We start from the raw sequence: 25031 nt of genomic DNA on the forward strand, positions 1-25031 counted from the left end.
CCCGCAGGCGCCCGAAGCCACCCCCGATGCCCCCGAAGCCGCCCACGGTGCCCCCGGATGCCCCCTGATGCGACCCGAGGCCTCAGCCCGCCCCGCCGGCCCCGCTCAGGATGTCCCGGCCGTCCTGCCCCCGCAGCGCCAGCGCGGCCGGGAGCACCGCCGCCGTGAGGGCGATGGCCGCGCAGCAGCCGGCGAGCGTGCCCAGCGCCCCCCAGGGCACGACCGCAGGGGTCGGGCCGACCAGGTTGGTCAGGGCGGCCCAGGAGCCGCCGACGCTGACGGCCGTGCCGAGCGCGCCGAGCACGGTGCCCGCCGCCACGCAGATCAGCGTCTCGACGGCGACGGCGCGCAGCACCTGGGCCTTGGTGGCGCCCGCCAGGCGCAGCAGGGACAGCTCCCGCTTGCGGTCGGTGACCGTCATCACCAGCGAGTTGGCCAGCGCGACGGCCGCGTAGCAGATCGCCAGGCCGAGGATCATCAGCAGGGCGTTCCAGGTGGCCTTCTCGTCGCCGTCGGCGTTCGCCGCCCCGATCTCCTCCGGGGTGGCGAGCCGGGCGCCCAGCCCGTCGACGGCGGTCCGCAGGGCGGCGACGGTCTGCTGCGGGTCGGCGCCGGGCAGCAGCCGCAGGTGCAACTGGCTCGGCAGGGTCGGGCCGCCGACGCCGGTGGTGACGGCGTTGGCCCCGGTCACCCAGGCCTGGGTGGTCTCGGCGCCGGTGCCGAGGACGGCGGCGACCCGCAGGGTCCTGGGGGTGCCGTCGGCCAGCCGGACCGGGACCCGCTGTCCGACCCGGGGCGAGCCGGGCCAGGTGCGGCTGAGCACGATCGAGTCGGGGCCCAGATCGGCGACCGAGCCCGCGACGACCGGCAGCCGGTCGACCGCTGCCAGCGCGGCCGGGTCCGCCTCGGCGGCCCGGAACGCGACCAGGGACTCGCCGTCCCGGTCCGCCATCACCGAGGTCGGGGTGATCGCCAGGGCCTGCACGCCGGGGACGGCGCGGACGCGGTCCACCACGGCCCGGTTCAGCCCGGGCGTGCCGGCCGGCGTGACGACGTAGTCGGTGGCGGACAGCTGGTTGCGGACCTCGGTGACCAGCGAGCGGTCGATGGTCCGCACGCTGCCGAGCAGGCAGCCCGCGAAGGCGATGATCAGCACCACCGGGGTGACGGTCGCGGCGGTGCGCCGGAAGGCGGTCAGCGCGCCCAGCCGGGCGGTGGACCAGGCGATGCCGCCTGCCTCCTCGACGGGGCGCCCGCGCAGCCGGGCCGGGAGGCCGGGCAGCACCGTCAGCAGCCGGATCACCGGCCCGGCCAGCACCCCCGCCAGCAGCACGCAGCCGGCCACGACCGCCAGCAGCAGGCCGAGCGAGTCCGCGACGTTCGCCGCGGCGTCGGGCCAGCTCCGGGCCGTGATCGCGACGGCCGCGACGGCGCCGCCGAGCACCAGCAGGCCGCCGCCCCAGCGGAACGCCAGCGCGGCGCGCGAGGGCCGGTCGACGTCCGCCTCCGCCAGCGCCTCGCCCGGGCTGATCAGACCGGCCTTCAGCGAGGAGATCAGCACACCGCCGATCGCGATCAGCAGGCCGATCAGGGCCGCGACGAGCAGCCCCCACCAGGAGACCGGCACGGTGAAACCGGCCGGCACCAGGTCGCGCTCGACCAGCCAGCGGCCGGCCGGCGCCGCCGCGGCCGCGCCGAGCGCGCACCCGGCCGCGGAGGCCAGCACGCCGACCACCAGGGCCTCCCGGTTGACCAGGGTGCGCAGCTGGCGGCGGGTGGCGCCGATCAGCCGCAGCAGCGCGAGCTCGCGGCGCCGCTGGGCGATCGACAGCGCGAAGGTGCCGGCCACCACGAACACGGCGGTGCCGCCGGAGACCGCGGCGGAGAGGCCGAGCGGGGTCTGCACGCCCTCCAAGCGGCTGCTGACCTCGGCGTAGTGCGGGTCAGCCTGGCGGCGCTCGGCGCCGGTGAGCACCCGGGCGACGCTCTCGCCGCCGGCGGCGGCCACCGCCCGGCGCACCGCGTCGGCGTCGCCGAAGGCGGCCAGGACGCCGACGGCGGGGCAGAACCGGGCGGCCTGCGCGTCGGTGAAGAAGACGGCCTGCTCGAACGGCTCGGCCTCCGTCACGCCGGAGACCGTCGCGGTGTGCGGGCCGTCGGCGGTGACGAACCGGACGCGCTGACCGACCTGGTCCGGGCGGCCCCCGCCGATGACGACCTCGTCGTCGGCGGACGGCGCCGAACCGGCGGCCAGCCGGTAGCCGCCCAGCTCCGCGCCGGACCAGGCCCGTCCGACCTGGTCGCTCGGGCCGGTCGCGGTGCGCGGCCCGTCCGCGAGCTGGGCGTAGAAGGTGCGGTCCTCGACGGTGCGCCCGGTCCCGGCCACGGCGGCGATCAGCCCGGCCGACAGGCCCGGCTGGACGGCGACCGGGGTCGGCACGGTCTCGCCGCCGGCGGCGGCGTAGTCGACGCTCAGGTCGGCGGTCACCAGCACCGGGGCGTCGGAGAAGCGCCGGCGGCCCTGGTCGGGGACGCCGGAGGTGGCGGCGATGACCAGGATCGACGTGGCCATCAGGGCGACACCGCAGGCCAGGGCGACGAAGCTGCCGACGAACGAGGCCCAGCGGAGCCGGACGGTGGCGAGGGCGAGGCTCAGCACGCCACGGCCTCCAGCGCCGTCTCCAGCGTGGTCATCCGGGCGGCGATCTGCTCGGCCGTGGGCCGCTCCAGCGTGCCGGCCAGCCGGCCGTCCCGGAGGAACAGCACCCGGTCCGCGTACGAGGCGGCGACCGGGTCGTGGGTGACCATGACCACCGCCCGGCCGGGGTCGTCGGCCGCGCCGCGCAGCAGGGCGAGGACCTCGCGGCCGCTGCGGCTGTCCAGCGCGCCGGTCGGCTCGTCCGCCAGCAGCACCGCCGGGCGGGTGAGCAGTGCCCGGGCGATGGCGACGCGCTGCTGCTGGCCGCCGGAGAGCTCGCCCGGCCGGTGCCCGGCCCGGTCGGCGAGGCCGACCTCGGCCAGCGCGGCGGTCACCTCGGACGGCGCGGGGCGCCGGCCCGCCAGCCGGGCCGGGAGCGCCACGTTCTGCGCCGCGGTCAGGGCGGGCATCAGGTTGAAGGACTGGAAGACGAAGCCGATCCGCTCCCGGCGCAGCACCGTCAGCTGCTTGTCCCGAAGTCCGCCCAGGACGGTGCCGTCGACCCGCACCTCGCCGCCGTCGACCGGCTCCAGCCCGGCGGCCGAGCGCAGCAGGGTCGACTTGCCGGAACCGGAGGGGCCCATGACGGCGGTGAAGGTGCCGAAGGGGAACCCGACACTCACCTCGTCCAGGCCGACGACCGGCTCGGGCCCGCGCCGGTAGGTCCGGCGAACCGATCGGAGTTCGACGGCAAAGTCCGTGACGTTCATGATCACATTCCATCACCCGCGACCGGTGGGTTCCCATGGTCAGGGGTTCAGTTCTGGGGGTGTACCTGGCTACACCCCCCCCGGGGACGCCCGTCAGCCCCGCCAGACGCGCTTCAGCTCCTCCCAGCGCTGCGCCTGCGCCTCCGTCAGCACCCCCCGCAGCTGCGCCAGCTTCAGCAACTGCGCCTCCGCGTCGGCGCCCAGCGGCTGGGCCTCGGCGCGGTAGTGGTCGGCGAGGAGGGCGTCGAGTTCGGGCCGGGTGAGGGCGGGGTCGAGGCGCTGGGCGAGCTTGGCCATGTTGCGGTACGAGCCCTGGAGCAGGAACGGGGGCTCGGTGCGGGTGCGGTCGTCCTGGGCGGCGGAGTGCAGGTAGGCGCGGTTGACGGCCAGGACGGTGGTACGCAGGTGGAGCAGGCCGGCGAGGACGGCGGTCATCCGCTCGACCTCGGCGGCGGGCCAGGCGCCGGTCAGGGTGCCGCCGGGGACGCCGGCCGCGCGGGCGAGCAGGGTGTCCAGGTCGGCGCGCTCGGCGGTGGCGAGCGGGGCCAGGTGGGGGTTGGCGGGCAGGGCGTTCTCGACGAAGCTGAGCGCGAAGAGGTCGTCGCGCCCGGCGACGGCGTCGCCGAGGTTCCACACGTCGGCGCGGTTGGCGAGCATGTCGGGCAGCCGGAAGAGCCGGCCCGACTCGGTGTACGGGTTGGCGGCCATCACGACGGCGAAGCGCTTGCCGCGCAGGTCCCACTCGCGGGCCTCGCCGTCCCAGACGCCGTCGATCCGGCGCTGCGCGTCGCACAGCGGGATGAAGCGCTGCAGGAACTCGGGCGAGGTGTGCTGGACGTCGTCCAGGTAGAGCAGCACGTTGTCGCCCGCGTGCAGGGCGAAGTTGAGCTTCTCGACCTCGCGCCGGGAGGTGGCGTCGGGGGCCTCGGCCGGGTCCAGCGAGGTGACCCGGTGGCCGAGTGCGGGGCCGCTGACGGAGACCAGCAGCAGGCCGAGCCGCTCGGCGAGGTACTCGACCAGGGTGGTCTTGCCGTAGCCGGGCGGGGAGACCAGCAGCAGCAGGCCGCTGCGGTCGACCGGTCCGCCGGACTGCGCCGTGCCGAGCTGCTTGGCGAGGTTGTCGCCGATCAGCGGCAGGTACACCTGGTCGATCAGCCGGTTGCGGACGAAGCCGTTGAGCGGGGCGGGCCGGTACTGGTCGAGCCGCAGCCGGGCGTGCTCGGCGGCCAGCAGCTCGCCGCGCAGCTTCTGGTAGGCCCGGTAGCCGGGCACCTCGACCTCCTCGAACGCGCGGACCCGGGCGAGCAGTTCGTCCAGCCGCAGGTCGAGCGCGCCGCCCGCGAGCCGCGGGTGGTCGCCGAGCAGACCGGTCAGCCGGGTGCCGACCGCGCCCTCGACCGGCCGGCGCGGCAGCGACGGGCAGAGCAGCACGGCCGCCGCCTCGGCGAGGTCGGTCGGGTCGGCGTCGGCGGCGCCCGCCTCCAGCCAGGCCGCGGCGAGCTGGCGCCGTACGGGCAGCAGCCCGGGCTCGTCGGGCAGTGCGACCAGCGCCTCGGTGAGGCCGGCCGACTCGGGGGCGGCGCGGAACTTGTCGAGCAGCGCGGCCGCGCCCGCCGAGTAGACGAACGTGGGTGAGTCGGCGGCGAGTTCGGCCACCAGGTACGGTCCGGCGGCGTCCGCGCCGGGGGTGTCCGCTCCGTGGGTGAACCTGGCGACGGCGGCGGAGAGTTCGGCGGCCAGCGCGTCCAGCGCGGGCACGCCGCCGAAGGCCTGCCGGGCGAGGCCGAGCGAGCGGGCCCGGGTGTGCCAGAGCAGCCGCTGCCGCTCGTCCGCGCCGTACGCCCAGTACAGCTGCGCGGCGGCCCGGGCGCCCGCCGGGTGCCGCAACAGTCCGGCGTCGGCGCCGAGTTCGAGCAGGGCGCGGAGCAGCAGCGCCGCGTCGTGGTCGTGCACGCCGCGCTGGTAGCCCTCGTCCGGCCGCTGCTCGGCGGCCCGCCGGACGTACTCCAGCAGGTCCGCGTCCGCAGCGAGCGAGTCGGCGAGCGAGCCCGATTCGGCGGCCGGCAGCAGGCTCGCGGCGAGGTACTCGGCGCGGTACAGCTGCGGGGTCTCCGAGGGCAGCGGGCGGTCCCAGTAGCGTTCGGTGGCGGCGAAGGCCGGGTCGGTGACGGGGGAGCGGTAGTCGGTGCCGGTGAGGGTGAAGGCGGGGCGGCCGCGCCAGGGCACGAGGGCGAGTTCGGGCCGCTGGGTGGTGACGGCGAACAGGTGCCGGCCCAGCCGCAGGGTGCCGGGGCCGTCCCCGGCGAGTTCGGCGCGGTCGCGCAGGGCGCGCTGGGCGCGGCCCCGGGCGGCGCGCAGCCGTCCGGTCAGTTCCTCGGCCCGGACCCGGTCGCCGAGAGTGGTCAACTGGCCGGCCAGGTCGCGGAGTTTGACGGCCGTCGGGTCGGCGGCGAGCGCGGCGTCGATCTCGGCGGCGGTGTCCAGAGCGGCCAGGCGCCGGTGCAGGGTGTCGAGGATGCGTTCGGCGGAGGCGGCGAGCCGGTCGGCGCGGCGGGCCCGCTCCTCCAGCAGGTGCTGGCGGCGGGCGGTGAGCGCGTCGTGGATCTCGGTGCGCCGGTCGGTGAGCTGCTCGCCGAGGGCCGGGTCGGCGTCGGCGAAGCGGGTCTCGAGCTGCTCGATCCGCAGCAGGAGCCGGCCGAGCCGGTCGTCGCAGGCCTCGGGGGTGTCGGCGGCGGCGAGCGCGGCGGTGGTGGCCTGGGCGAGCAGGGCGGTCTCGGCGGCGAACTCGGCGGCGGCCTCGTGGGTGCGCAGCTCCCGGCGGCGCACGGTGAGCGCGGTCCGGGCCCGGTTGAGCAGTCCGAGGACGTCGGCGAGCCGGTCCAGGATCGCGGTGCGGGTGGTGGCGTCGGCCAGGTCGAGGGTGCCGACCAGCTCGGAGACGGTCTGCAGCGCCTCGCTCTGGGTGCTCAGTTCGAGGCCCAGCGGCTCGGCCTCGGCGGCGGTGGCGATGGCGGCGCACTGCTCGGCCAGTTCGGCGGCCCGCTGCCGGTGCGGTTCGAAGGCCGAGGGTTCGGCGAGCTGGACGACGGCGCGGTCGGCGGCCTCGGCCAGGCCCTCGGCGAGGTGCGCGGCGAGCGTGTCGATCCGCTCCGGGTCCGCCCGCGGCAGGTCGCGCAGCGCCTCGACCCGGCCCTGGGCGCGGCGCAACCCGGCGAGCCGGTCGACCCATTCGGCGGCGTCGGCGAGGGTCTCGCCGCGGGCGGTGCGCAGCAGGCCCTCGACGTGCTCGGCCGCCTCGTCGGTCTGCCGGGCGGCGTGCGCGGTGAGCTGGGCGATCGCGTCGTACTCGGCGATGACCTGCCGGGCGGTGTCGCGGATCTCGGCGAGCGGCGCGGCGAGGTCGCCGAGGCCGCTCTGGCCGAGCCAGTGGTGCCGGTCGGCGGTGCGGGTGCAGGCGGCGAGGACGGCCCGGTGGCCGGCCGGGGTGTCGGCGCCGGCCGCGGCGAGCCGGGCGAGCGCGAGGCAGTCGGCCAGGCCGCGGACCAGGTCGGCGTTGCCGATCCGGGCCAGCGGCCCGCTGCCGGGGGGTTGTTGCGCGGCGAAACGCTCGCTGGTGAACGGGGTCTGCCAGAGCTGGACGGGGTGCAGCCGGGTGGGTCCGTCCTCGGCCGGGCGCAGGGCGATCAGGGTGCCGTCGGCGAGCAGCGCGTAGCCCTGGCAGGGTAGCGGGGCGGCGGCCTCCTGGCGGACGCTGTTGTAGGGCTGCAGCAGGGCGCGGCCGTCGGCGGGGGAGCGGAACTCGTACAGCACGTCCTCGCCGTTGGGCGAGACGACGGTGCGCTCGTACGCCAGGCCGGCCACCGGCTGGTCGAAGGTGCGCACGGTGCCGTCCACCAGGTGGCAGCCGCCGGGGAAGGCCACGCCCTGGTCGGCGGGCAGCCGCAGGCAGGCCTGGCCGAGCGCGTCGATCCGGGTGACCTTGCCGGTGGGCAGGTGCACCACCAGGTGCCGGACGGTCTCCTCCTGGTACGGGCGCACGCGCACCAGCAGCAGGGTGCCGAGCCGGGCGTGGCCGATCTGGGCGTCGGCGAGGGTCTGCAGGGCCTCGGCCAGCGGTTCGCGGTGCAGCTCGCGGCCGTCCGGGGTGGCGATGGTCAGCCGGCCGCCGTCGACGCCGAGGTGGAGTTCGCCGGCCAGGTCGGCGCGGGGCGGGCGGCCGGGGCCGGCCGGCAGCTGGTCGTCGCGGGTCAGCGCGGTCCAGGCGAGCTGCTGCCCGTCGGCGGGGGTGTGGTCGCGCTCGCCGCGCCCGTCCAGGTAGGCGGGCAGGGCGTCGTCGGCGCTGTCGTCGAGGCGCCAGCGCAGCACCCGGACGTCGGTGGCGGCCGGGCCGGTGCGGAAGACGGCGAGCAGCCGGCCCTCCACCGGGCGCAGCCGCTCCAGGCGGGCGTCGCGGAAGTAGCGCCGCAGGTCGGTGAGGTCCTGGCGCAGCCGGGGGTCGTCCAGCAGGCTGCCCCCGGCGGGGGCGGCGGAGAGGTCGGGGCCGTGGAGGCCGAGGACGTCGGCGAAGTCCTCGGCGCCGTCCTCGGCGTCGGTCGGGCGGGTGCCGAGCAGCAGCAGCCCGCCGACGGCGGTGAGGTCCTGCGGGAGGCAGGCCCGGGCGGTGGTGAGCCGCCCGGTGCCGGCCAGCCGCAGCTCCCCGCCGCCGAACTCCTCGACCCGGCGGGCGTTCAACGCCCGGGCTCGGTCGGCGAGTTCGGCGGCGGACCGGGCGAGCCGGTCGCGCAGGACCTCGTAGGTGCCGGCGTCGAGCCGGGCGTCGAGGACGTCCACGGTCAGTTCCTCGGGTGCTCAGTGGGTGACTGCTGACTGCTGGGTGGGTCCGACTGCTTGGTGGGTCCGACCGCCGGGTGACGACGGACTGCCGGGTGGCTACCTGGAGCCGTTCATCGAGGCCAGCGCCCCGATCGGGGTCTCGGCGACGCCCAGCTTCCGCGCCGACTCCAGCAGTTGGCGCAGCTGTCCGGACTGCTCGCCGGCCCCCGAGCCGATCAGGTTCATCAGCAGCGCGGACACCGTCAGGTTCTGCACGTCGGCCGTGGAGACGGAGGACAGCACCCGGGTGAGGTCCTCGGTGAAGCTGGCCCGTCCGTCCAGCCAGGGGCCGGCCAGGGCCTGGGCGGTCTGCGAGTGGCCGACGAAGGCGTCCACGCTCTTGCCGGCCGTCACCGACTGCACCAGCTTGTCGAAGAAGACCGAGTCCCCGCCGACGATGTCGATCTTGGCCTTCTCCAGCCCGGCGGCGACCAGCGCGGCCTGCGCCTCGGCGATCTGCCGCTGCGTGTCCAGCCCGGCCAGCCGGACGTCCTTCTCGGCGGCCAGCCGCAGCCGGTACTCCTCGTGCCCGCGCGAGGCCTCGTCCAGCTTGGCCATCGCCGCGGCCTTCTCGGTCAGGCCCTCGGCCTCGGCCTTCAGCTTGGCACCGACCTCCAGCGCGGCGGCCTTGGCCTTCTCCGTCTGGACGACGGCCTCGGCGCGACCCACCTTCTCCACCGCCGCGGCCTCCTGCTCCCGCACCTGGACGCGGGCCAGGCCCTCGGCGGCGGCCTCCGCCCGGACGCCCTCGGCCATCCGGATCTTGGCGGCCGCGTCCAGCTCGGCGGCCCGCTGCCGGGCCTCGGCCAGCACCAGCGCCTCGCGGGCCTTGTGTGCGGCGGCCTGCTCGGCGGCCTCGGCGGCCTTGATGTCCTTGACGAGCTTCTCCTGCGCCTCCGCCTCGGCCTGGATGACGACGGCCTTGCGGACGCGCTCGGCCTCCTCGACGGCGCGCAGCGTCTTGACGGCCTCCTCCTGCTCGGCGACGGTCCGGTCCACCGCGACCCGCTCGCGGACCACGTCGGCGACGTCCCGCTTGGCCGACTCGACCTCCTTCACCTTGGCGATCGTGGCGAGTTCGGTCTCCCGCTCGCGGCCGACGACCTCCAGCAGGCGGTCCTTCTCGATCCGCTCGTTCTCCACCGCGATCACCCGCTCGCGGTTCTTCTGCGCCACCGCGACCTCACGGGCCTGGTTCTCCCGCTGCACCCCGAGCACCTCCTCGGTGCGCAGGAAGGCGGTCTGCGCGTTGAGCCGCTCCTCCTCCTGCACCCGGGCGATCACCGCGTCCTCCTTGGCCCGCAGGGTCTCGATCTCGCGGCGCTGGCGGATCTCGGCGTCGGCCTGGCGGCGCTCGAGCTCCAGGACGGTCTCCCGGGCGTCCACGTTCTGCCGGGTGATCTCCTTCTCCTCGGTGCGCTGGTACTCGTTGGTGCGCACGTGCTCGATCGCGGTCAGCTCGGTGATCTTGCGGATGCCCTGGGCGTCCAGGATGTTGTCGCCGTCCAGCTGGCTCATCGGAGTCTGTTCGAGGTGGTCGATGGCCGCGTCCTCGAGCGTGTAGCCGTTGAGGTCGGTGCCGATGACCGCGATGATCTGGTCCCGGAACTCGTGCCGGTGGGTGTACAGGTCGGTGAAGTCCAGCTGCTTGCCGACGGTCTTGAGCGCCTCGGCGAACTTCGCGGCGAAGAAGTCCTGGATCGCCTGCGGGTCGCTGGCCCGGACGGTGCCGATCGACTGCGCCACCTTGACGACGTCCTCGACGGTCTTGTTCACCCGGACGAAGAAGGAGATCCGGATGTCCGCGCGGATGTTGTCGCGGCAGATCAGTCCGTCCCGGCCGGCCCGGTGGATCTCCACCGTCTTCGCGGTGATGTCCATCAGCTCGGCCTTGTGCAGGACCGGCAGGACGATCGCGCCGGTGAAGGTGACGTCCACCTTCTTCGTCCGGGAGACGATCAGGGCCTTGCCCTGCTCGACCTTCTGGAACAGGCGGCCCACGAACAGCAGCATGGCGAGCACGATGAGCAGCACGACGGCGACGAGCACGCCGAAACCCACGGCGATGGTGTCCATCACGGAGTCCTTTGACGAGATGGCGAGTTGGTGCGAAGAGGAAAGCGATGGAAGTGGAGTGGCGGGGCGTCAGCTGTGAGGCCCCGGGTGCGGGGTCTCAGGTGAGGCCCGGCGGCGACGGGTCGAAGGGCGCCACCAGGAAGTGCTCGCCCTCGGCGTCGTAGTCGAAGATCAGGGCGGTCCGCCCGACCGTCAGCCCGGGCTCCGGGGTGGCCGTGCGGACCTGGACGGTCGCGGTGGAGCCGTCCTCGGCGGTGACCTCGGCCTGCCCGAAGTCGGCCGTCACCCGGCCGGTCCGGATCACGCAGACCCGGCCGACGAAGTCCCCCCGGGTGGTCGGCCGGTCCTGCGGGAAGAGCCGCCTCAGCGGCTTGACGAGCACCCGGGTGCCCGCCCAGGAGGCGACCAGCGCGACGGCGAACACTCCGCCGCGCGCCGGCGCCCCCGAGGTGAGCACGGTGCCGGCCAGGCTGACGAACCAGGCGAGCGCGACCAGCAGCGACACCGCCACCGTCACGGGCACCCCGCCCAGCCCCAGCGCGTCCAGCACGCCCCCGTGGTGGTCGGCCCCCGTGCGGGCGCCCTTGCCCCCGTTCCCCCCGTCGGCCACGTCGTGGCCGCCGGTGCCGTGCCCGCCGGGCGTCCCGTGTGCCACGTTCCCCCCGGCACCGTGCCCCCCGGCACCGTGCCCGACGTGACCCACATGACCGCCGTGCCCGACGTGCCCGACATGCCCGGCGTGCCCGGCGTCCAGGTGGTGCCCGCCGCCGTGCCCCCCGTGCACGGCGCCGAACCCCAGTCCGCCGAGCAGCATCAGCAGCCAGTACCCGACGACCACCACCAGCGCGAAGCTGAACAGCGCGGTCGGAAAGGCCAGCGCGGCCGCGAAGAATCCCCCCATCCCGGCCACGCTCCCCCGCCCTCCCCACGGCACCGCGCTTCGGCGCCGGGGAGATCATGGCAGTGGGGGCGCCCGCCGCACATTGCCAGGATCCGGCAATCTTTACGGCTCTTTGACACCCTGGTACGCGCGACCCACGTGACACTGCAACAGCCCGGCAACAGGATGGTTGCCGGGCTGTCGTAACGGGCTCCCGCCGGTTTGCGGCGACGGGGCTAGAGGGGCTGCTCCGGCCAGTTCAGCAGCCGCGCGCCCATCGCCGCCGTCTCCAGCGTGAAGCGCTGCAGCGCGTCCGACGGGTCGTACCCCGTGAGCGCCCTGATCCGCTCCAGCCGGTAGCCCAGCGTGCGCACGCTCAGCCCCAGCCGGCGCGCCGCCTCCGCGTTCACGTACGCGGCCTCCGCCTGCACCGCGATGGTGTCCAGCAGTGGACGGGCGCCGCCGCGCGCCTCGCTCAGCGGGCCGAGCACGCTGCGCACCAGGTCCGCCATGGCCGCCCGGTCGCGCATCAGCACGGGGAAGACCAGCAACTCCTCCGCCTTCAGTTGCTGGGCCGGCAGCCGCAGGCGCTGCGCGTAGTCCAGCGCGTCCAGTGCCTCCTCGTAACTGCGCAGCACCCCGCTCGGCCCCGAGTGCCGGCGGCCGGTGGCCACCCGCAGCACCGGGCGGTACCCCGAGCCGGGGCGCAGCGTCAGGTCGGCGAAGGCCTCCAGCACCGCCCGCTCGGAGTCCGGGGCGATGCAGACCAGCCGGCCGTCCTTGCTGGCCAGCAGCACGTCCCGCTCGCCGAACCGCCCGGCCAGCTCCCGCTCCACCCGGTGCACCAGCGGATGCACGTCCGCGAACGCCTCGTCGCCCACCGCGACCGCCACCGTGTACGCGCCCGCCAGCCGCAGCCCGAACCGCTCCGCGCGCTCGGCGAGCAGACCGAGGTCGCTGCGGCCGAACAGCAGGTCGTCGATGAACTCCCGTCTGGCCGCCTCCTCCTGACGGACCGCCAGGCGCTGAGCGCGCTCGTGCCCCTCGCCGAGTGCCGCCAGTGCGGTGTCGGTGGCGGCGAGGACGGCGTCGCCCATCCGGCGCAGCTCGTTGACGCTGCTCGCGGCGGTCGTCCCGGGCAGCGTCTGCCAGGCCCGGCGGGCCGCCGCCAGACAGTGCGCCACCACCTCGCGCAGCCCGTACCCGGCCTCCGCGCAGTGCTCGCCGAGCTTGCGCAGACCCTCCAGCTCGTCGCGGCGCAGCAGCCGGCCGGTGCGGGAGACGTCGGCGAGCAGGTCGAGGTACGCCTCGGCCAGCTCGGTGGGTATGTCGTGCTCGATCCCCTCGGTCACCGTGTCCTGCCATCCCCCGTACGACCTGGTATTTCGGCGCTGAACATTAGCAGGATCGATACGGCCCGGGGCCGGCGCGACCGGTCCCGGACACCCGGCGCCACCGGTCGCGGAGCCCGGGCGCTACCGGTCGCGGAAGTGCAGGACGAACCGCGCGCTGCTGCCGTCGATCCGCCGCCGCACGTACAGCGTCGGTGCGCCGTCCGGCGTGCAGCTGACCCCCTCGCGGACCAGCAGCGCGGTGCCCGGCGGGACGCCCAGCAGCTCGGCGTCCGCGAGATCCGCGCCGACCGCGCCGAACGCCCGCCAGTCGTACTCCAGCTCCACCCCGGCGGCCCGCGCCAGATCCAGCACCAGGTTCCCGGGACGGCCCGGCCGGACGAGCTCGGCGGGCAGCGGGCCGAACGGCACCCAGTAGCTGCAGGCCGCCCGGGCCCGCCCGCCCAGCCGGATCACCGAGTCCACCCGGGACAGCTCCCGGAGCTCACGGCCCAGCTGGCGGGCCGCTTCCGCGTCGTCCGCCGAGCCGGTCACGGGCGGTGCGGCGACGACGAACTCGCCGTCGCCCCGACCGCCGTCGCCCCGACCGCCGCCCGAACCGTCCGAACCGTCCGGGCCGCCGTAGGGCAGTGCGGCGTGCACGCTGCCGAGGTCGAAGCGCTGGCTGCGCGGGTCGACGGCGATCGACACGCGGACGGCGGGCGGGCGGACGAAGGTGCCCACGCCCCTGCGGATCTCCACCACGGCCGCCCGCTCCAGCTCCGCCACCGCCTGCCGCACGGTCAGCCGGTTCACACCGAACTCGGCGCTCAGCTCCGGCTCGCTCGGCAGCCGGGCGCCCGCCGGGTACGCGCCGGCGTCGATGCGCTCCTGGAGCCGGCGCGCCAGGCGGCGGTACAGCGGGGTGCTCGGGGTGCTCGGGGTGCCAGGAGGGTTCGTCGCCACATGCTCGATCCTACGAAGCCCGCCGCCCCGAGCCCGCCGCCCCGAGCCCGCCGCCCCGAGCCCGCCGCCCCGCTCGGCTCGCCCCGCTCGGCTCGCCCCGGCCCTCGGACGGGAGTGGGATGGAGGGAGCGCCCGTCGGCCGCCGCTTGCCCGGCGACCCCCGGAGGGGCTAATTAGACATCTAGACGTCTGGATGTTCGCCTGGACGTCCCACCCCTCCCGAGCGCGGCTCCACCGAAAGGCCTCCCGCATGTCCCTGGTCAACTTCCGCGACGCCGCCGTCCTCGGCGACCCCGAGGGCCGTCGGGTCCGCCCCGGCGTGCTGTACCGCTCCGCCCAGCCGTTCCCGGCCGCCGACGAGGCCACCGTCGCCCAGCTGCGCGCCTGCGACATCCGCACCATCGTGGACCTGCGCGACCCGCGCGAGACCGACCCCGCCGACTGGGCCGCCGCCGAGGCCGCCGGGATAGCCGTCGTCGCGGCCCCGGTGAACCCCGCCACCGACGCGCTCACCGCGCGGATGAGCACCATGGTCACGCCCGCCGACCTCGGCGACTTCTACGTGCTGCTGGCCGAGTCCGCCCCCGGGGCGGTCGCCGCCGCCGTCGAGGCCACCGTCCGTCCCGGCGCCGTGCTGCTGCACTGCGCGGCTGGCAAGGACCGCACCGGCCTGCTGACCGCGCTCCTCCTCGACCTCCTCGGCGTCCCCGCCGACCGCATCGTCGCCGACTACGCCCGCACCACCGACGCCCTCCCGCAGATCTTCGCCGGCCTCGCCGAACGCCACCGCACGGCCCTCAACGACCGCTCCACCTCCCGCGTCACCGACTCCCAGGGCCGCCACCTCACCATCCCCGCGCCCCTCCTGGAAGCCCCGGCCGAGGCCATGTCCGTCTTCCTCGACCGCGTCCGCACCCACCACGGCGGCGCCGCCTCCTTCCTCCCCACCTGCGGCGTCCCGGCCGCCACCCTCGCCGCCTTCCGCGGCAAGGCCGGCGCGGCGACGGCCTGACCCGCCCGGCGGCCGGCGCCCGGCCCCGTTCCGCGGTCGCGGCGGAATCCCGTTGCGCCGGCCCGCCCGGCCTGGCAGCGTGCCGGGCCAGGGGGTACGGAGACCACGGTTTCCGGCGGCCGGGGGTACGGAGACCAGGGGGTGTGCGATGACCGCGCTGCGCGAGATCCGCGCCGACCACGACGACCGGACGGTCGTGCTCTACCAGGCCTACCCGCCCGCCGTCGCGGACGCCGCGCTGGCGGCGGGCCGGTTCGTGCCGCCGTTCAGCTTCGGCCGGATGACCTGGATCAAGCCCTCGTTCCGCTGGCTGATGCACCGCAGCAACTGGGCGCAGAAGCCGGGGCAGACCCGGGTGCTGGCGGTGCGGATCACCCGGGCCGGCTGGGAGGAGGCGCTCGGTCGCGCCGTGCTGACCACGGCGCACCCGGACGAGGTGGCCCGGGCGGAGGTCCATGTGCAGTGGGATCCCGAGCGGACGCTGCGCGGGGCGGCGCTGAACCACTACAGCATCCAGGTGGGCGTCGGCCGGTCACTGGTCCGGACCTTCGCCGAGGAGTGGGTCGCCGGGCTCACCGACCTCACCCCGCAGGTACAGCGGATCGCCGCGCTGGTGCGGGGCGGGCAGGCGGCGAAGGCGCAGCGGCTGCTGCCGCCGGAGCGCCCGTACCCGCTGCCCGCCGCGACCGCGCGGCGTCTCGACATCCGGTGATCGTGCGGGACTTCACACGTCCCGCCGCCGCACCACGACCATCGTCACCGCCACCGCGACGGCGGCCCACACGCCCATGGTGATCCAGGAGTCCAGCACGCTCGGCGCCCACTTGCTGATCGTGGTCAAGGAGTCGGGGTTGTAGGTGAGCCGGTTGACGGTGGATAGCGGCAGGTGGCTGCCGATCTCGTGCAACCACCGGTAGCGGTCCCCGGCGAACATCAGCGGCAGGATGAACATCAGCAGCACCAGCGACACGATCGAGGCGGTGGCGTGCCGCAGCACCGCGCCCAGCGCCATCCCGATCAGCGCGCAGACCGGCACGATCGCCGCGTAGGCGAGGACGGCCTGCAGGCTGACGCCTTCGGTGATGGAGAGCCCGACGTGCCGGGAGGCCAGCATGGCGTTGGTGGTGAAGAAGGACACCGTCGACACCACGGCTCCCGCCAGCGCGGTGATCCCGCCGATCAGCAGCACCTTGGCGGCGATCACCCCACGCCGCTCGGGCACGGCGGCGAAGGTCGTGCGGATCATGCCGGTGGTGTACTCGCCGAACACGGTGATCGCCCCGAGGCTGCCGGCGGCGATCGCCATCACGTAGCCGGCGATGTTGCTCAGGCCGTGGTACAGCGGGTCGTACTTGTACGGTGGCAGGCCGGGTATCGGCGCCGGCGGGTGGTCGATGTACGTCAGGTCGCTGTGCACGGCGTTGATGTTGATCACGATCGCCACCAGCGAGGCGAGCGCCAGCACCCAGTACGTCGACCGCAGCGAGCGCAGTTTGATCCACTCGGCGGCGAGCAGGTCGCCGAACCGGGGCGCCGGTTCGGCGAGGCCCAGGGCAAGGACGGTACTCATCGGGCCTCTCCAGCCAGGTATTCGACGCTGTCGGCGGTCAGGGACATGAACGCGGATTCTAGGGAGGACGTGCGGGTGGCGAGCTCGGCCAGCACCACGCCGTCCCGCAGGGCGAGTTCGCCGATCCGCTCGGCGGGCATCCCGGTGACGATTCCGAACTGCGGCTCGATCTCCTGTACTTCGGCCCCCTCCGCGCGCAAGGACGGCGCCAGCAGCGAGAGTTCGGGCGTGCGCACGGCCACCGAGGTCGCCGCGTTGCGGGCCGAGAACTCCGCCAGGCTCTCGTCGGCGATCAGCCGTCCGCGTCCGATCACCACCAGGCGGTCGGCGGTGTGCTCCATCTCCGCCATCATGTGGCTGGAGACGAACACCGTCCGCCCCTCGTCCGCGAGCCGCCGGAACAGCCCGCGCACCCACAGCACGCCCTCCGGGTCCAGCCCGTTCAGCGGCTCGTCGAAGAGCAGCACCGGCGGGTCGCCGAGCAGCGCGCCCGCGATGCCGAGCCGCTGCTTCATGCCCAGCGAGTAGCCGCCGATCCGCCGCCCGGCGGCCTTGCCGAGCCCGACCTCCGCCAGCACCTCGTCCACCCGCCCGAGCGGGACGCGGTTGCTGCGGGCCAGGGCCGACAGGTGCGCCCGGGCGGTGCGCCCGCCGTGCACGTCGCCCGCGTCCAGCAGCGCGCCGATGTGCCGCAGCCCGCGCGGCCGGCTCGCGAAGGGCACGCCCGCCACGGTGACGGTGCCCTCGGTGGGGGTGTTGAGGCCCAGGATCATCCGCAGCGTGGTGGACTTGCCGGCGCCGTTGGGGCCGAGGAAGCCGGTGACGGTGCCCGGCCGGACGGTGAAGGTCAACTGGTCGACGGCCGTGGTGGCGCCGTACCGCTTGGTCAGTCGCTCGATCTCGATCACGGGGACAACGCTGCCGGTCGGCGCCCGGGTGCGGCATCGGGCGGCGGGCCACAACCGGCCGCCGCCGCACTGGCCCCGGGGATTACGCCCCCGGGCCGATGTGCCGCCGGACGGGCCGCGGCTACCATCGCGTCATGATCATCGAAGCCCGTCCGCCGCTGCTCAGGCGCCTGCCCGCCGGGGTGTGGGTGGGGGCGTTCTGGGCTGCCCTGGTCGTGTTCCGCTTCTTCACCCGCGAGGGCGAGCTGCACCACCTCTTCGACTATCAGGGCAACCCGGAGGACATGCCGCTGGTGGTCACCGCGGTCGTCACCACCCTGGTCGCGACGCTGCTCGTCAGGATGCCGTTGGCCGCCGTCGCGGGGGCACTGGCGGGCAGCGTCTACTCGCTCGGGATGTGGAAGGTCCCGGAGACCCCCGTGCTCCAGTTCCTGATCGCCGACGCGGTGGTCGGCTACTGCGCGGCCACCCGCTCCCGCCGCGTCTCGCTGAGCTCCCTGGGACTGCCGCTCGCCACGCTCGCCGGGTTGTTCGTCCGGGGTCTGGCCGCCGGCTTCCCCGTCAACCCGTTCGCCTTCGGCGGCCTCGCCGCGACCGCGCTGATCGCCTGGCTGGTCGGGAACACCGTCCACCAGGGCCGTACCCACACCGAGGCCCTGCGCGGCCGCGCCACCGAGCAGGCCGTCACCGCCGAGCGGCTGCGGATCGCCCGCGAGTTGCACGACATGGTCGCGCACAACATCGGCATCATCGCGATCCAGGCCGGCATGGGCAGCCGGGTCATGGACACCCAGCCCGCCGAGACCCGCAACGCGCTGAACGCGATCGAGGTCACCAGTCGGGAGACCCTGGCCGGGCTGCGCCGGATGCTCGGCGCGCTCCGGGCCGGCGAGAACGAGTCCGCGCCGCTCGAAGTCGCCCCGGGGCTGGCCGAGTTGGACCGGCTGGTGGAGAAGGGCGCGGGCGCCGGCGTCCGGGTCGCGGTGACCCGCGGCGGCGAGCCGCGCGCACTGCCCGCCGACGTCGACCTCGCCGCGTTCCGGATCGTCCAGGAAGCGGTGACCAACGTGGTCAAGCACTCCGGCACCCGCGACTGCCACGTCACCGTCGACTACCGGCCGGACGAACTGACCGTCGCCGTCGTCGACCTGGGTGCCGGAGCGGCGACGGCCATCCCCGGCGCCGGCTACGGCATCGCCGGCATGCGCGAGCGGGTCGCCCTGCTGCACGGCGAGTTCAGTGCCGGCCCGCGCCCCGAAGGCGGCTTCCGGGTCGCCGCCCGACTGCCGATCCCCCTGGAGGTGGGACCGTGATCCGTGTCGTTCTGGTGGACGACCAGCCGCTCATCCGCACCGGCCTGCGCGTGCTCATCGCCGACGCCCCGGACCTGGAGGTGGTCGGCGAGGCCGGTGACGGCGCCGAGGCCGTCGACCTGGTGGCCCGGCTGCGCCCCGACGTCGCGGTGATGGACATCCGGATGCCCGGCACGGACGGCATCGAGGCCACCCGCCGGATCACCGCCGACCCGGACCTGCCCACCCACGTCCTCGTCCTCACCACCTTCGACGACGACGACTACGTGTACGGCGCGCTGCGGGCCGGCGCGAGCGGCTTCCTGGTCAAGGACCTCGCCCTGGAGACCATCCTGGACGGCGTCCGGGTGGTCGCCGCCGGGGACGCGCTGATCGCCCCCGGCATCACCCGCCGGCTGATCGGCGAGTTCGCCGCCCGCCCGGACGCCGCCGCCGGACGGCAGCCCAGGCGGGCCGTCACCGGGGGCGTCACCGAGCGCGAACGCGAGGTGCTCACCCTGGTCGGGCGCGGTCTGTCCAACACCGAGATAGCGCAGGAGCTCACCATCAGCGTGGCCACCGCCAAGGCCCACGTCGCCCGGCTCTTCACCAAGCTCGACGCCCGCGACCGGGTCCACCTGGTCATCCAGGCCTACGAGTTCGGACTGGTCAGCCCGTAGGGAGCGCCGAGCCGGCCCGGGAACGCGAGAGCGCCGAGCCGGCCGGGAACGCGAGAGCGCCGGGGTGGGCCCGCACAGCCCACCCCGGCGCCGTTCCCCGCGTCAGACCGTCACGGGGCGTCCGATCGTCACGGGACGATCGCGTGCGAGATCTGGCAGCCGCTGACCGCGTTCGACCAGGTGCCCTGCATGGCGAACGAGCCCGTCGCGAAGTTCACGTTCTGCGAGCCGCCGGTGCCGCCGACGCCCTTCCAGGCGCACTTGTCGGCGTTCTCGGCGCCGGACGAGTCCGTCCAGCCGCCGGCCGGGAACTGGTCGGTGACGGTCTCCGAGTACTCGTGGCCGTACACCATGGTCACGCCGTCCAGCAGGCCCGCGCTGCCGCTGTTGACGTAGTTCTGGCCGCAGGAGCTGCCCATGTCGGTCACGTACGGGTCGTTGGTGAACGCCAGGTTGCCGTACGGGGAGGAGGCGGCGCCGCCGCTCAGCGTGGTGTCGCCGTTCCAGTCGTGCCAGGCGCAGAACTGGCCCGTGGAGGTGTTGAAGCCGTCCGGGTGGGTGCCGGTGGGGGAGAGCACCACGTACTGCACGTTGCGGTTGGAGGCCGCCGTGGTGTTGCCGAAGTGCGCGGCGCCCGCGATGGCCTCCTTGGCGATCTGGTTGCCGGTGGCCTGGCCGGGGGCGGCGGCCGACGAGTCCACCCAGACGCCGGCCAGCGCGCCGCCGGTCGGGTAGCCGACGTGCGCGGCGGTCGACGGGCAGCTGGTGGCGCCCTTGGCGACGCCCTCGCAGTACTGGGTCATGACGCCGGACCAGGTCTCGTTGTTGGTGCCCAGACCCTTGAACAGCTGCTGCGCGCGGACGGCCTCGCCCGACGGGTCACCGGAGAGGGTGGTGTACCCGTTGGAGTCGGTGCCCTGGGTGCCCCACTGGGAGCCCCAGAAGATCAGGTACACCTGCGGCGCGCCGGTGGTGACACCGACGCCGCTGACACTGCCGCCGAACTTCAGGTTGGAGGTGCGGGCCGCGGCCGCGGAGGAGGCGTTGGCGTGCTCGGCACCCTCCTTGGTGGGGACGGCGCCGTGCCGGTACGGGTGGCTGTTCCCGGCGAACTCACTGGTCGGCTGGTCGGCCTGGGCGGCCGGGGCGGCGGCGAAGCCGGCGGCGGCGAGCGCCAGCGCGCTGAGCCCGGTCAGGGCCCGGGTCCGCGTCCGGCGGGAGGTGGGGGACATGCCCATCGTGAGGGTTCCTCTCTCATGTGCCGACCGCACGCCGGTAGGGCGCGGCGGCACCGTGGGGGGACGAAGGGGAGTACGACGACGGCAGCACGGAACGGCGGACCGCTCGTCACGAGCAGTCGGCGAAGTGGGGATGGGGGACCGTTCCGCCGTCGACGGCCCGAAGCAAAGCAGAGCCGCTGAAACCGGGTCAACGACGGCGAGCGCAAAGAAAACCCACACGTACCGCCTCGAACATCAAAAGCCCGCAGGTGGCAGGGCGTTGATGCGCGTAGCGCAGCGGACTATCAACAGTTGAGGGGAGCCTCTACACCGTATGGGCCGGGCAGCTCACCCCCGTCCGGGAGCGCGGTTCCCTCCCCCGCCGGACGTGCGGATCCGGCGGGGGAGGGAAGTCGTCGAGCGGGCGTCAGGCCGCGGCCCGCCGCGGCCCCTCGTAGGCCTCGCGCAGCCGGGTCTGCGCCTGCGCGCCGGCCTCCAGGTGGTCGAGCCCGAGCAGTGCCGCGCCCAGCACCGGCGGCGCGACGACCACCCGGGGCTCGGCCAGCGGCGCGGCCTGCGCGAGGCGCGCCTTCAGGTTGTCGAGCAGCAGCGGGTGTTCGGAGGCGAGCACGCCACCGCCCAGCACGACCGGCGTGGGGGTGTCCAGCAGTTCGAGGCGTCCGAGCGCGACCACCGCGAGCCGGACGATCTCGTCGGCCTGGCGGTCGATCAGCTCCAGGGCGATGGCGTCCCCGTCGCCCGCGACTGCGAACAGCACCCGCGCGATCTCGTGCAGCCGCGCGCTCGGCAGGTGCCCGAGGTGGACGGCCTCGGCGACGGCGCCGGCGCTGGGCAGGCCGAAGTGCTCGGCGATGGCGCGGGCGAGCGCGGTGGGCCCGCCGCGGCCGTCCTCGGACCGTACGGCGTGCCACATGCTGGTGATGGCGAGGCCGGAGCCGCCGCCCCAGTCGCCGGTGAGTTCGCCGAGGGCGGGGAAGCGGGCGGTGCGGCCGTCCGGCAGCAGGCCGACGCAGTTGATCCCGGCACCGCAGACGACGGCGACGCCACGCGGGCCGTCGGTGCCGGCCCGGAGCAGGCCGAAGGTGTCGTTGACGACGGTGTTGCTGACGCCCCACGGGTGGGATTCGAGGGCGTCGCGCAGGCCCTGCTCCTCGACCGGCAGGTCGGCGTTGGCGAGGCAGGCACTGACGTGGCTGGTGAGCACGCCGCGCCAGCCCGGGTGGCCGGCCTGGGCCGCGGCCTGTTCGACGAGCGGGGTGAGGCCGGCGACGGCTGCGGCGCCGCCGATCTTCTGGGGTTCGAAGCCGCCGCCGCGGGCGGTGCCGAGGATGCTGCCGTCGGCGCCGATCAGGGCGACGTCGGTCTTGGAGTTCCCCGCGTCGATGGCGAGGACGCCGGGCAGGAGTGGTTCGGGCTGGTGGGTCATCAAGTCCCCGCGGCTCGTACGTGGCCCGGCCGGGAAGTCGTCGGCCGGGGGTGCCCGGCCGGGGGTGTCGTCGGCCGGGGGTGGACGGTTTCGCCGGGTCAGGCCCAGGCGAGGTGCTCGCGGTTGTGGGCGAGCAGCCGGTCCGTGAGCCGGTCGGCCTGTTCGATCTGGCCGACCAGCGGGTGGGCGAGCAGCGCGTCGAAGACCCGGTCGCGCCCGCCGCGCAGGGCGGCGTCGAGGGCGAGGTGCTCGTACGCGGTGACGGCGGCGACGAGGCCGGCGTACAGCGGCTCCAGCGGGCGCTGCGGCAGCGGGCGCACGCCCGCCGCGTCGACCTCGGCGGGCACCTCGATGACGGCGTCGTCCGGCAGGAAGGGCAGGACGCCGTCGTTGCGGGTGTTGACCACCTGGACGGAGGTCCCGCCGCCGGTGCCGAGCAGCGCGGCGATCAGCTGGACGGCGGCCTCCGAGTAGAAGGCGCCGCCGCGCTTGCCGAGCAGTTCGGGCTTGGTGTCCAGGGTGGGGTCGGCGTACATCTCCAGCAACTGCCGCTCGATCTCGGCGACCTGCGCGGCCCGCGAGCCCTGTTCCTTCAGCTCGGCGACCACCGCGTCGTGCTGGTAGAAGTACCGCAGGTAGTAGGACGGTACGACGCCGAGCCGCGCGATGACGGCCTGCGGCAGGTGCAGGTCCTCGGCGATCTCCTTGCCGAAGTCGCCGAGCAGCGTGGGCAGCACCTCCCGCCCGCCGGAGGCGCCCGGCGCGTCCAGCAGGGTCACCCCGCGCTCCCAGGTGAGGTGGTTGAGCCCGACGTGGTCGAGCCGGATCAGCCCCGGGTCCACCCCGAGGTGCCCGGCGAACTTGCGCTGGAAGCCGATGGCGACGTTGCACAGCCCGACGGCCTTGTGACCGGCGGTCTGCAGCGCCCGGGTGACGATGCCGACCGGGTTGGTGAAGTCGACGATCCAGGCGTCCGGGTTGGTCCGGCGCACCTGCTCGGCGATGTCCAGCACCACCGGGACGGTGCGCAGCGCCTTGGCGAGCCCGCCGGCGCCGGTGGTCTCCTGCCCGACGCAGCCGCACTCCAGCGGCCAGGTCTCGTCCTGGTTGCGCGCCGCCTGCCCGCCGACGCGCAGCTGCAGTAGGACGGCGTCGGCGTCCGCGACGCCCGCCGCCAGGTCCGTGGTCACCGTGACGACCGCGGCGTGCCCCTGCTTGGCGAAGATCCGCCGGGCGAGCCCGCCGATCAGCTCCAGCCGCTCGGCGGCCGGGTCGATCAGCACCAGCTCGCCGACCGGCAGGGTGTCGCGCAGCCGGGCGAAGCCGTCGATCAGTTCCGGGGTGTACGTGGAACCACCGCCGACGATGGCCAGCTTGAGCGAGGAAGCTCCGGACGTCTTCGGTGCGGACATCAGCCCTTGACCCCTGTCAGTGTCACGCCTTCGATGAAGGCCTTCTGAGCGAAGAAGAAGAGGATGATCACCGGCGCCATCACCAGCAGCGTGGCGGCCATGGTGAGGTTCCAGTTGGTGTGGTGGGCGGCCTTGAAGGACTCCAGTCCGTAACTGAGGGTCCAGGCCTCGCGCTCGTTGCTGGCGTAGATCTGCGGGCCGAAGTAGTCGTTCCAGCAGTAGAAGAACTGGAACAGCGCGACCGCCGCGATGGCGGGCCTGGCCATCGGCAGGACCACCCGCAGCAGGGTGCGCAGGTCGCCGCAGCCGTCGATCCGGGCCGCCTCGATGTACTCGTTGGGGATGGTCATCAGGAACTGGCGCAGCAGGAAGATGGAGAACGCGTCGCCGAAGGCCATCGGGATGATCAGCGGCCAGAGCGAGCCGCTCAGGCCCATCTGCTTGGCCCAGAACAGGTACATCGGGATGACCGTGACCTGTGGCGGCAGCATCATCATCGCGATGACCGCCATCAGCGCCAGGTTGCGGCCGCGGAAGCGGAACTTGGCGAGCGCGTAGGCGACCGGCAGGCTGGAGACGATGGTCAGCAGCGTGCCCGCGCCGGCGTACAGCAGGGTGTTGCGCCACCAGGTGAGGAAGCCGGGGGTGTCCCACACCTTGCTGTAGTTGCCCCACTCCCAGTGGGTGGGCCAGTAGTCGGTGGTGAGTGCCTGCCGGTCGTCCATCACCGAGGTGAGGAAGACGAAGACGAAGGGCAGCAGGAAGAACAGCGCGGCGGCGATGGCCAACGAGTGGACGGCCACCCAGTTGAGCAGCGCGCGGCGCCGGGCGGCCCGGGCGGCGGGACTGCCGGGGCCGCGGGGGCGGGTGGAGCCGGCCGTGGCCGGCGCCTCGGTGAGTGTGTTGCCAAGAGTCATGATCAGGTCCTCACTGGCCCGCTAGTCGTCGCTCGCCATGAAGCCGGACTCGCGGCGGAGCAGGATCGAGGTGACGGCCATCGAGATGGCGAACAGCACCAGGGCGACGACGCAGGCCGCGCCGTAGTTGAAGTGCTGGAAGCCGAGGTTGTAGACCATCTGCGGCAGGGTCCAGGTGGAGCCGCCCGGGTAGCCGGGCTCGAACTGCTGGCCGGAGTTGCCCGCGATGCCGCTGGCGACCTTCCCGGCGACGATCGCCTGGGTGTAGTACTGCATGGTCTGGATCACCCCGGTGACCACCGCGAACATGATGATCGGCGAGATGTTCGGCAGGGTGACGTACCGGAACCGCTGGAACGGTCCGGCGCCGTCCAGCGCGGCCGCCTCGTACTGCTCCTTGGGGACGTCCAGCAGTGAGGCCATGAAGATGACCATCAGGTCGCCGACGCCCCACATGGCGAGCAGGGTGAGCGCGGGCTTGGACCAGTCCGGGTCGGCGAACCAGCCGGGCTGCGGCAGGCCGAGCTCGCCGAGCAGGTGGTTGACCGGGCCGGTGCCGGGGTTGAACAGGAAGGCGAAGGCGACGGTCGCGGCCACCGGCGGGGCCAGGTACGGCAGGTAGAAGACGGTGCGGAAGAAGCCGGTGCCGGTCTTGACCTTGGTGATGAGCATCCCGACACCGAGGCCGAAGGCGACCCGCAGGCTCACCATGACGGCGACCAGCCACAGGGTGTTGCGCAGGCCCTGCCAGAAGGTCGGCAGCTGGTTGAAGACGTAGTCCCAGTTCTTGAGGCCGTTGAAGGTCGGCTGGCCGAAGCCGTTGTACTGGGTGAAGGAGAAGTAGGCGGTGGAGACCAGCGGGTAGACGAAGAAGACGCTGAACCCGATCAGCCAGGGGGAGAGGAAGGCGAGGGTGCGGGCCGCCTCCCGGCGGCGCTTCCGGCGCAGCAGGTGCTGCGTGGAGGGCGCCGCCGGGTCGGTCGGTCCGGCGCCGGCCTTGCCGCCGCTTCCCTTGCGGGTGCCGAACGCGAGTGACATGG

At 74.5% G+C, this 25031-nt stretch carries 18 protein-coding genes; 4 read left to right on the forward strand and 14 right to left on the reverse strand.

Features of this window, described 5'->3' with window-relative positions:
• Positions 1 to 82: 82 nt before the first annotated feature.
• From ACZ52J_RS29400 to ACZ52J_RS29430, 7 genes are all read right to left on the reverse strand, one after another.
• Positions 83 to 2659: an FtsX-like permease family protein gene (locus tag ACZ52J_RS29400; RefSeq protein ID WP_465623045.1), complete on the reverse strand. Its 2577-nt coding sequence runs from the start codon at positions 2657 to 2659 to the stop codon at positions 83 to 85.
• Positions 2653 to 3408 carry an ABC transporter ATP-binding protein gene (locus ACZ52J_RS29405; protein WP_465623046.1) on the reverse strand — a complete coding sequence of 252 codons (756 nt, stop codon included), beginning with the start codon at positions 3406 to 3408 and terminating at the stop codon, positions 2653 to 2655. The genes ACZ52J_RS29400 and ACZ52J_RS29405 overlap by 7 nt, the downstream gene beginning before the upstream one ends.
• 93 nt (positions 3409 to 3501) lie before the next feature.
• Entirely contained in the window at positions 3502 to 8238 is a 4737-nt protein-coding gene (locus ACZ52J_RS29410) for a DNA repair ATPase (protein WP_465623047.1), read from the reverse strand.
• Between the two features lie 99 nt (positions 8239 to 8337).
• The gene (locus tag ACZ52J_RS29415; protein ID WP_360503397.1) at positions 8338 to 10356 is read right to left on the reverse strand and encodes a flotillin family protein; all 2019 of its coding nucleotides are present in this window, start codon (positions 10354 to 10356) and stop codon (positions 8338 to 8340) included.
• 97 nt (positions 10357 to 10453) lie between these two features.
• Complete coding sequence (locus tag ACZ52J_RS29420) at positions 10454 to 11257, reverse strand: hypothetical protein (protein WP_465623049.1); 804 nt, start codon at positions 11255 to 11257, stop codon at positions 10454 to 10456.
• Between the two features lie 215 nt (positions 11258 to 11472).
• A complete protein-coding gene (locus ACZ52J_RS29425) occupies positions 11473 to 12588 on the reverse strand; it encodes a PucR family transcriptional regulator (RefSeq protein ID WP_465623051.1) in 1116 nt (371 codons plus the stop codon).
• 123 nt (positions 12589 to 12711) lie between these two features.
• A complete protein-coding gene (locus tag ACZ52J_RS29430; RefSeq protein ID WP_465623053.1) occupies positions 12712 to 13533 on the reverse strand; it encodes a GntR family transcriptional regulator in 822 nt (273 codons plus the stop codon).
• Between the two features lie 250 nt (positions 13534 to 13783).
• Between ACZ52J_RS29430 and ACZ52J_RS29435 the strand changes: the two genes are divergently transcribed.
• Both ACZ52J_RS29435 and ACZ52J_RS29440 read left to right on the forward strand, forming a co-directional pair.
• Entirely contained in the window at positions 13784 to 14545 is a 762-nt protein-coding gene (locus ACZ52J_RS29435) for a tyrosine-protein phosphatase (protein ID WP_465623055.1), read from the forward strand.
• Positions 14546 to 14693: 148 nt separating this feature from the next.
• The gene (locus ACZ52J_RS29440; protein WP_465623057.1) at positions 14694 to 15257 is read left to right on the forward strand and encodes a DUF4291 domain-containing protein; all 564 of its coding nucleotides are present in this window, start codon (positions 14694 to 14696) and stop codon (positions 15255 to 15257) included.
• Positions 15258 to 15269: 12 nt separating this feature from the next.
• On the opposite strand, the gene ACZ52J_RS29445 is transcribed toward ACZ52J_RS29440, so the two are convergent.
• The gene (locus ACZ52J_RS29445) at positions 15270 to 16115 is read right to left on the reverse strand and encodes an ABC transporter permease (RefSeq protein ID WP_465623059.1); all 846 of its coding nucleotides are present in this window, start codon (positions 16113 to 16115) and stop codon (positions 15270 to 15272) included.
• The gene (locus tag ACZ52J_RS29450; protein ID WP_465623061.1) at positions 16112 to 17023 is read right to left on the reverse strand and encodes an ABC transporter ATP-binding protein; all 912 of its coding nucleotides are present in this window, start codon (positions 17021 to 17023) and stop codon (positions 16112 to 16114) included. Before ACZ52J_RS29450 ends, ACZ52J_RS29445 begins: the two co-directional genes overlap by 4 nt.
• Positions 17024 to 17157: 134 nt before the next feature.
• Between ACZ52J_RS29450 and ACZ52J_RS29455 the strand changes: the two genes are divergently transcribed.
• Both ACZ52J_RS29455 and ACZ52J_RS29460 read left to right on the forward strand, forming a co-directional pair.
• Positions 17158 to 18336 (forward strand): sensor histidine kinase, encoded by a 1179-nt coding sequence (locus tag ACZ52J_RS29455; RefSeq protein ID WP_465623062.1) that lies wholly within the window; start codon positions 17158 to 17160, stop codon positions 18334 to 18336.
• Positions 18333 to 18995 carry a response regulator gene (locus ACZ52J_RS29460; RefSeq protein WP_465623064.1) on the forward strand — a complete coding sequence of 221 codons (663 nt, stop codon included), beginning with the start codon at positions 18333 to 18335 and terminating at the stop codon, positions 18993 to 18995. Before ACZ52J_RS29455 ends, ACZ52J_RS29460 begins: the two co-directional genes overlap by 4 nt.
• 128 nt (positions 18996 to 19123) lie before the next feature.
• On the opposite strand, the gene ACZ52J_RS29465 is transcribed toward ACZ52J_RS29460, so the two are convergent.
• From ACZ52J_RS29465 to ACZ52J_RS29485, 5 genes are all read right to left on the reverse strand, one after another.
• A complete protein-coding gene (locus ACZ52J_RS29465; RefSeq protein ID WP_360503369.1) occupies positions 19124 to 20233 on the reverse strand; it encodes a hypothetical protein in 1110 nt (369 codons plus the stop codon).
• A 409-nt stretch (positions 20234 to 20642) separates the two neighbouring features.
• On the reverse strand, positions 20643 to 21662 hold the full coding sequence (locus tag ACZ52J_RS29470; protein ID WP_465623067.1) for an N-acetylglucosamine kinase: 1020 nt from the start codon (positions 21660 to 21662) through the stop codon (positions 20643 to 20645).
• A 98-nt stretch (positions 21663 to 21760) separates the two neighbouring features.
• A complete protein-coding gene (locus ACZ52J_RS29475) occupies positions 21761 to 23074 on the reverse strand; it encodes a 6-phospho-beta-glucosidase (RefSeq protein WP_465623069.1) in 1314 nt (437 codons plus the stop codon).
• Positions 23074 to 23991: a carbohydrate ABC transporter permease gene (locus ACZ52J_RS29480; protein WP_465623071.1), complete on the reverse strand. Its 918-nt coding sequence runs from the start codon at positions 23989 to 23991 to the stop codon at positions 23074 to 23076. Before ACZ52J_RS29480 ends, ACZ52J_RS29475 begins: the two co-directional genes overlap by 1 nt.
• Before the next feature lie 21 nt (positions 23992 to 24012).
• Positions 24013 to 25029, reverse strand: coding sequence for a carbohydrate ABC transporter permease (locus ACZ52J_RS29485; RefSeq protein ID WP_465623073.1), 1017 nt, complete (start codon positions 25027 to 25029; stop codon positions 24013 to 24015).
• Positions 25030 to 25031: the final 2 nt, after the last annotated feature.

The sequence above is a fragment of the Kitasatospora sp. NPDC034035 genome (assembly GCF_055575755.1).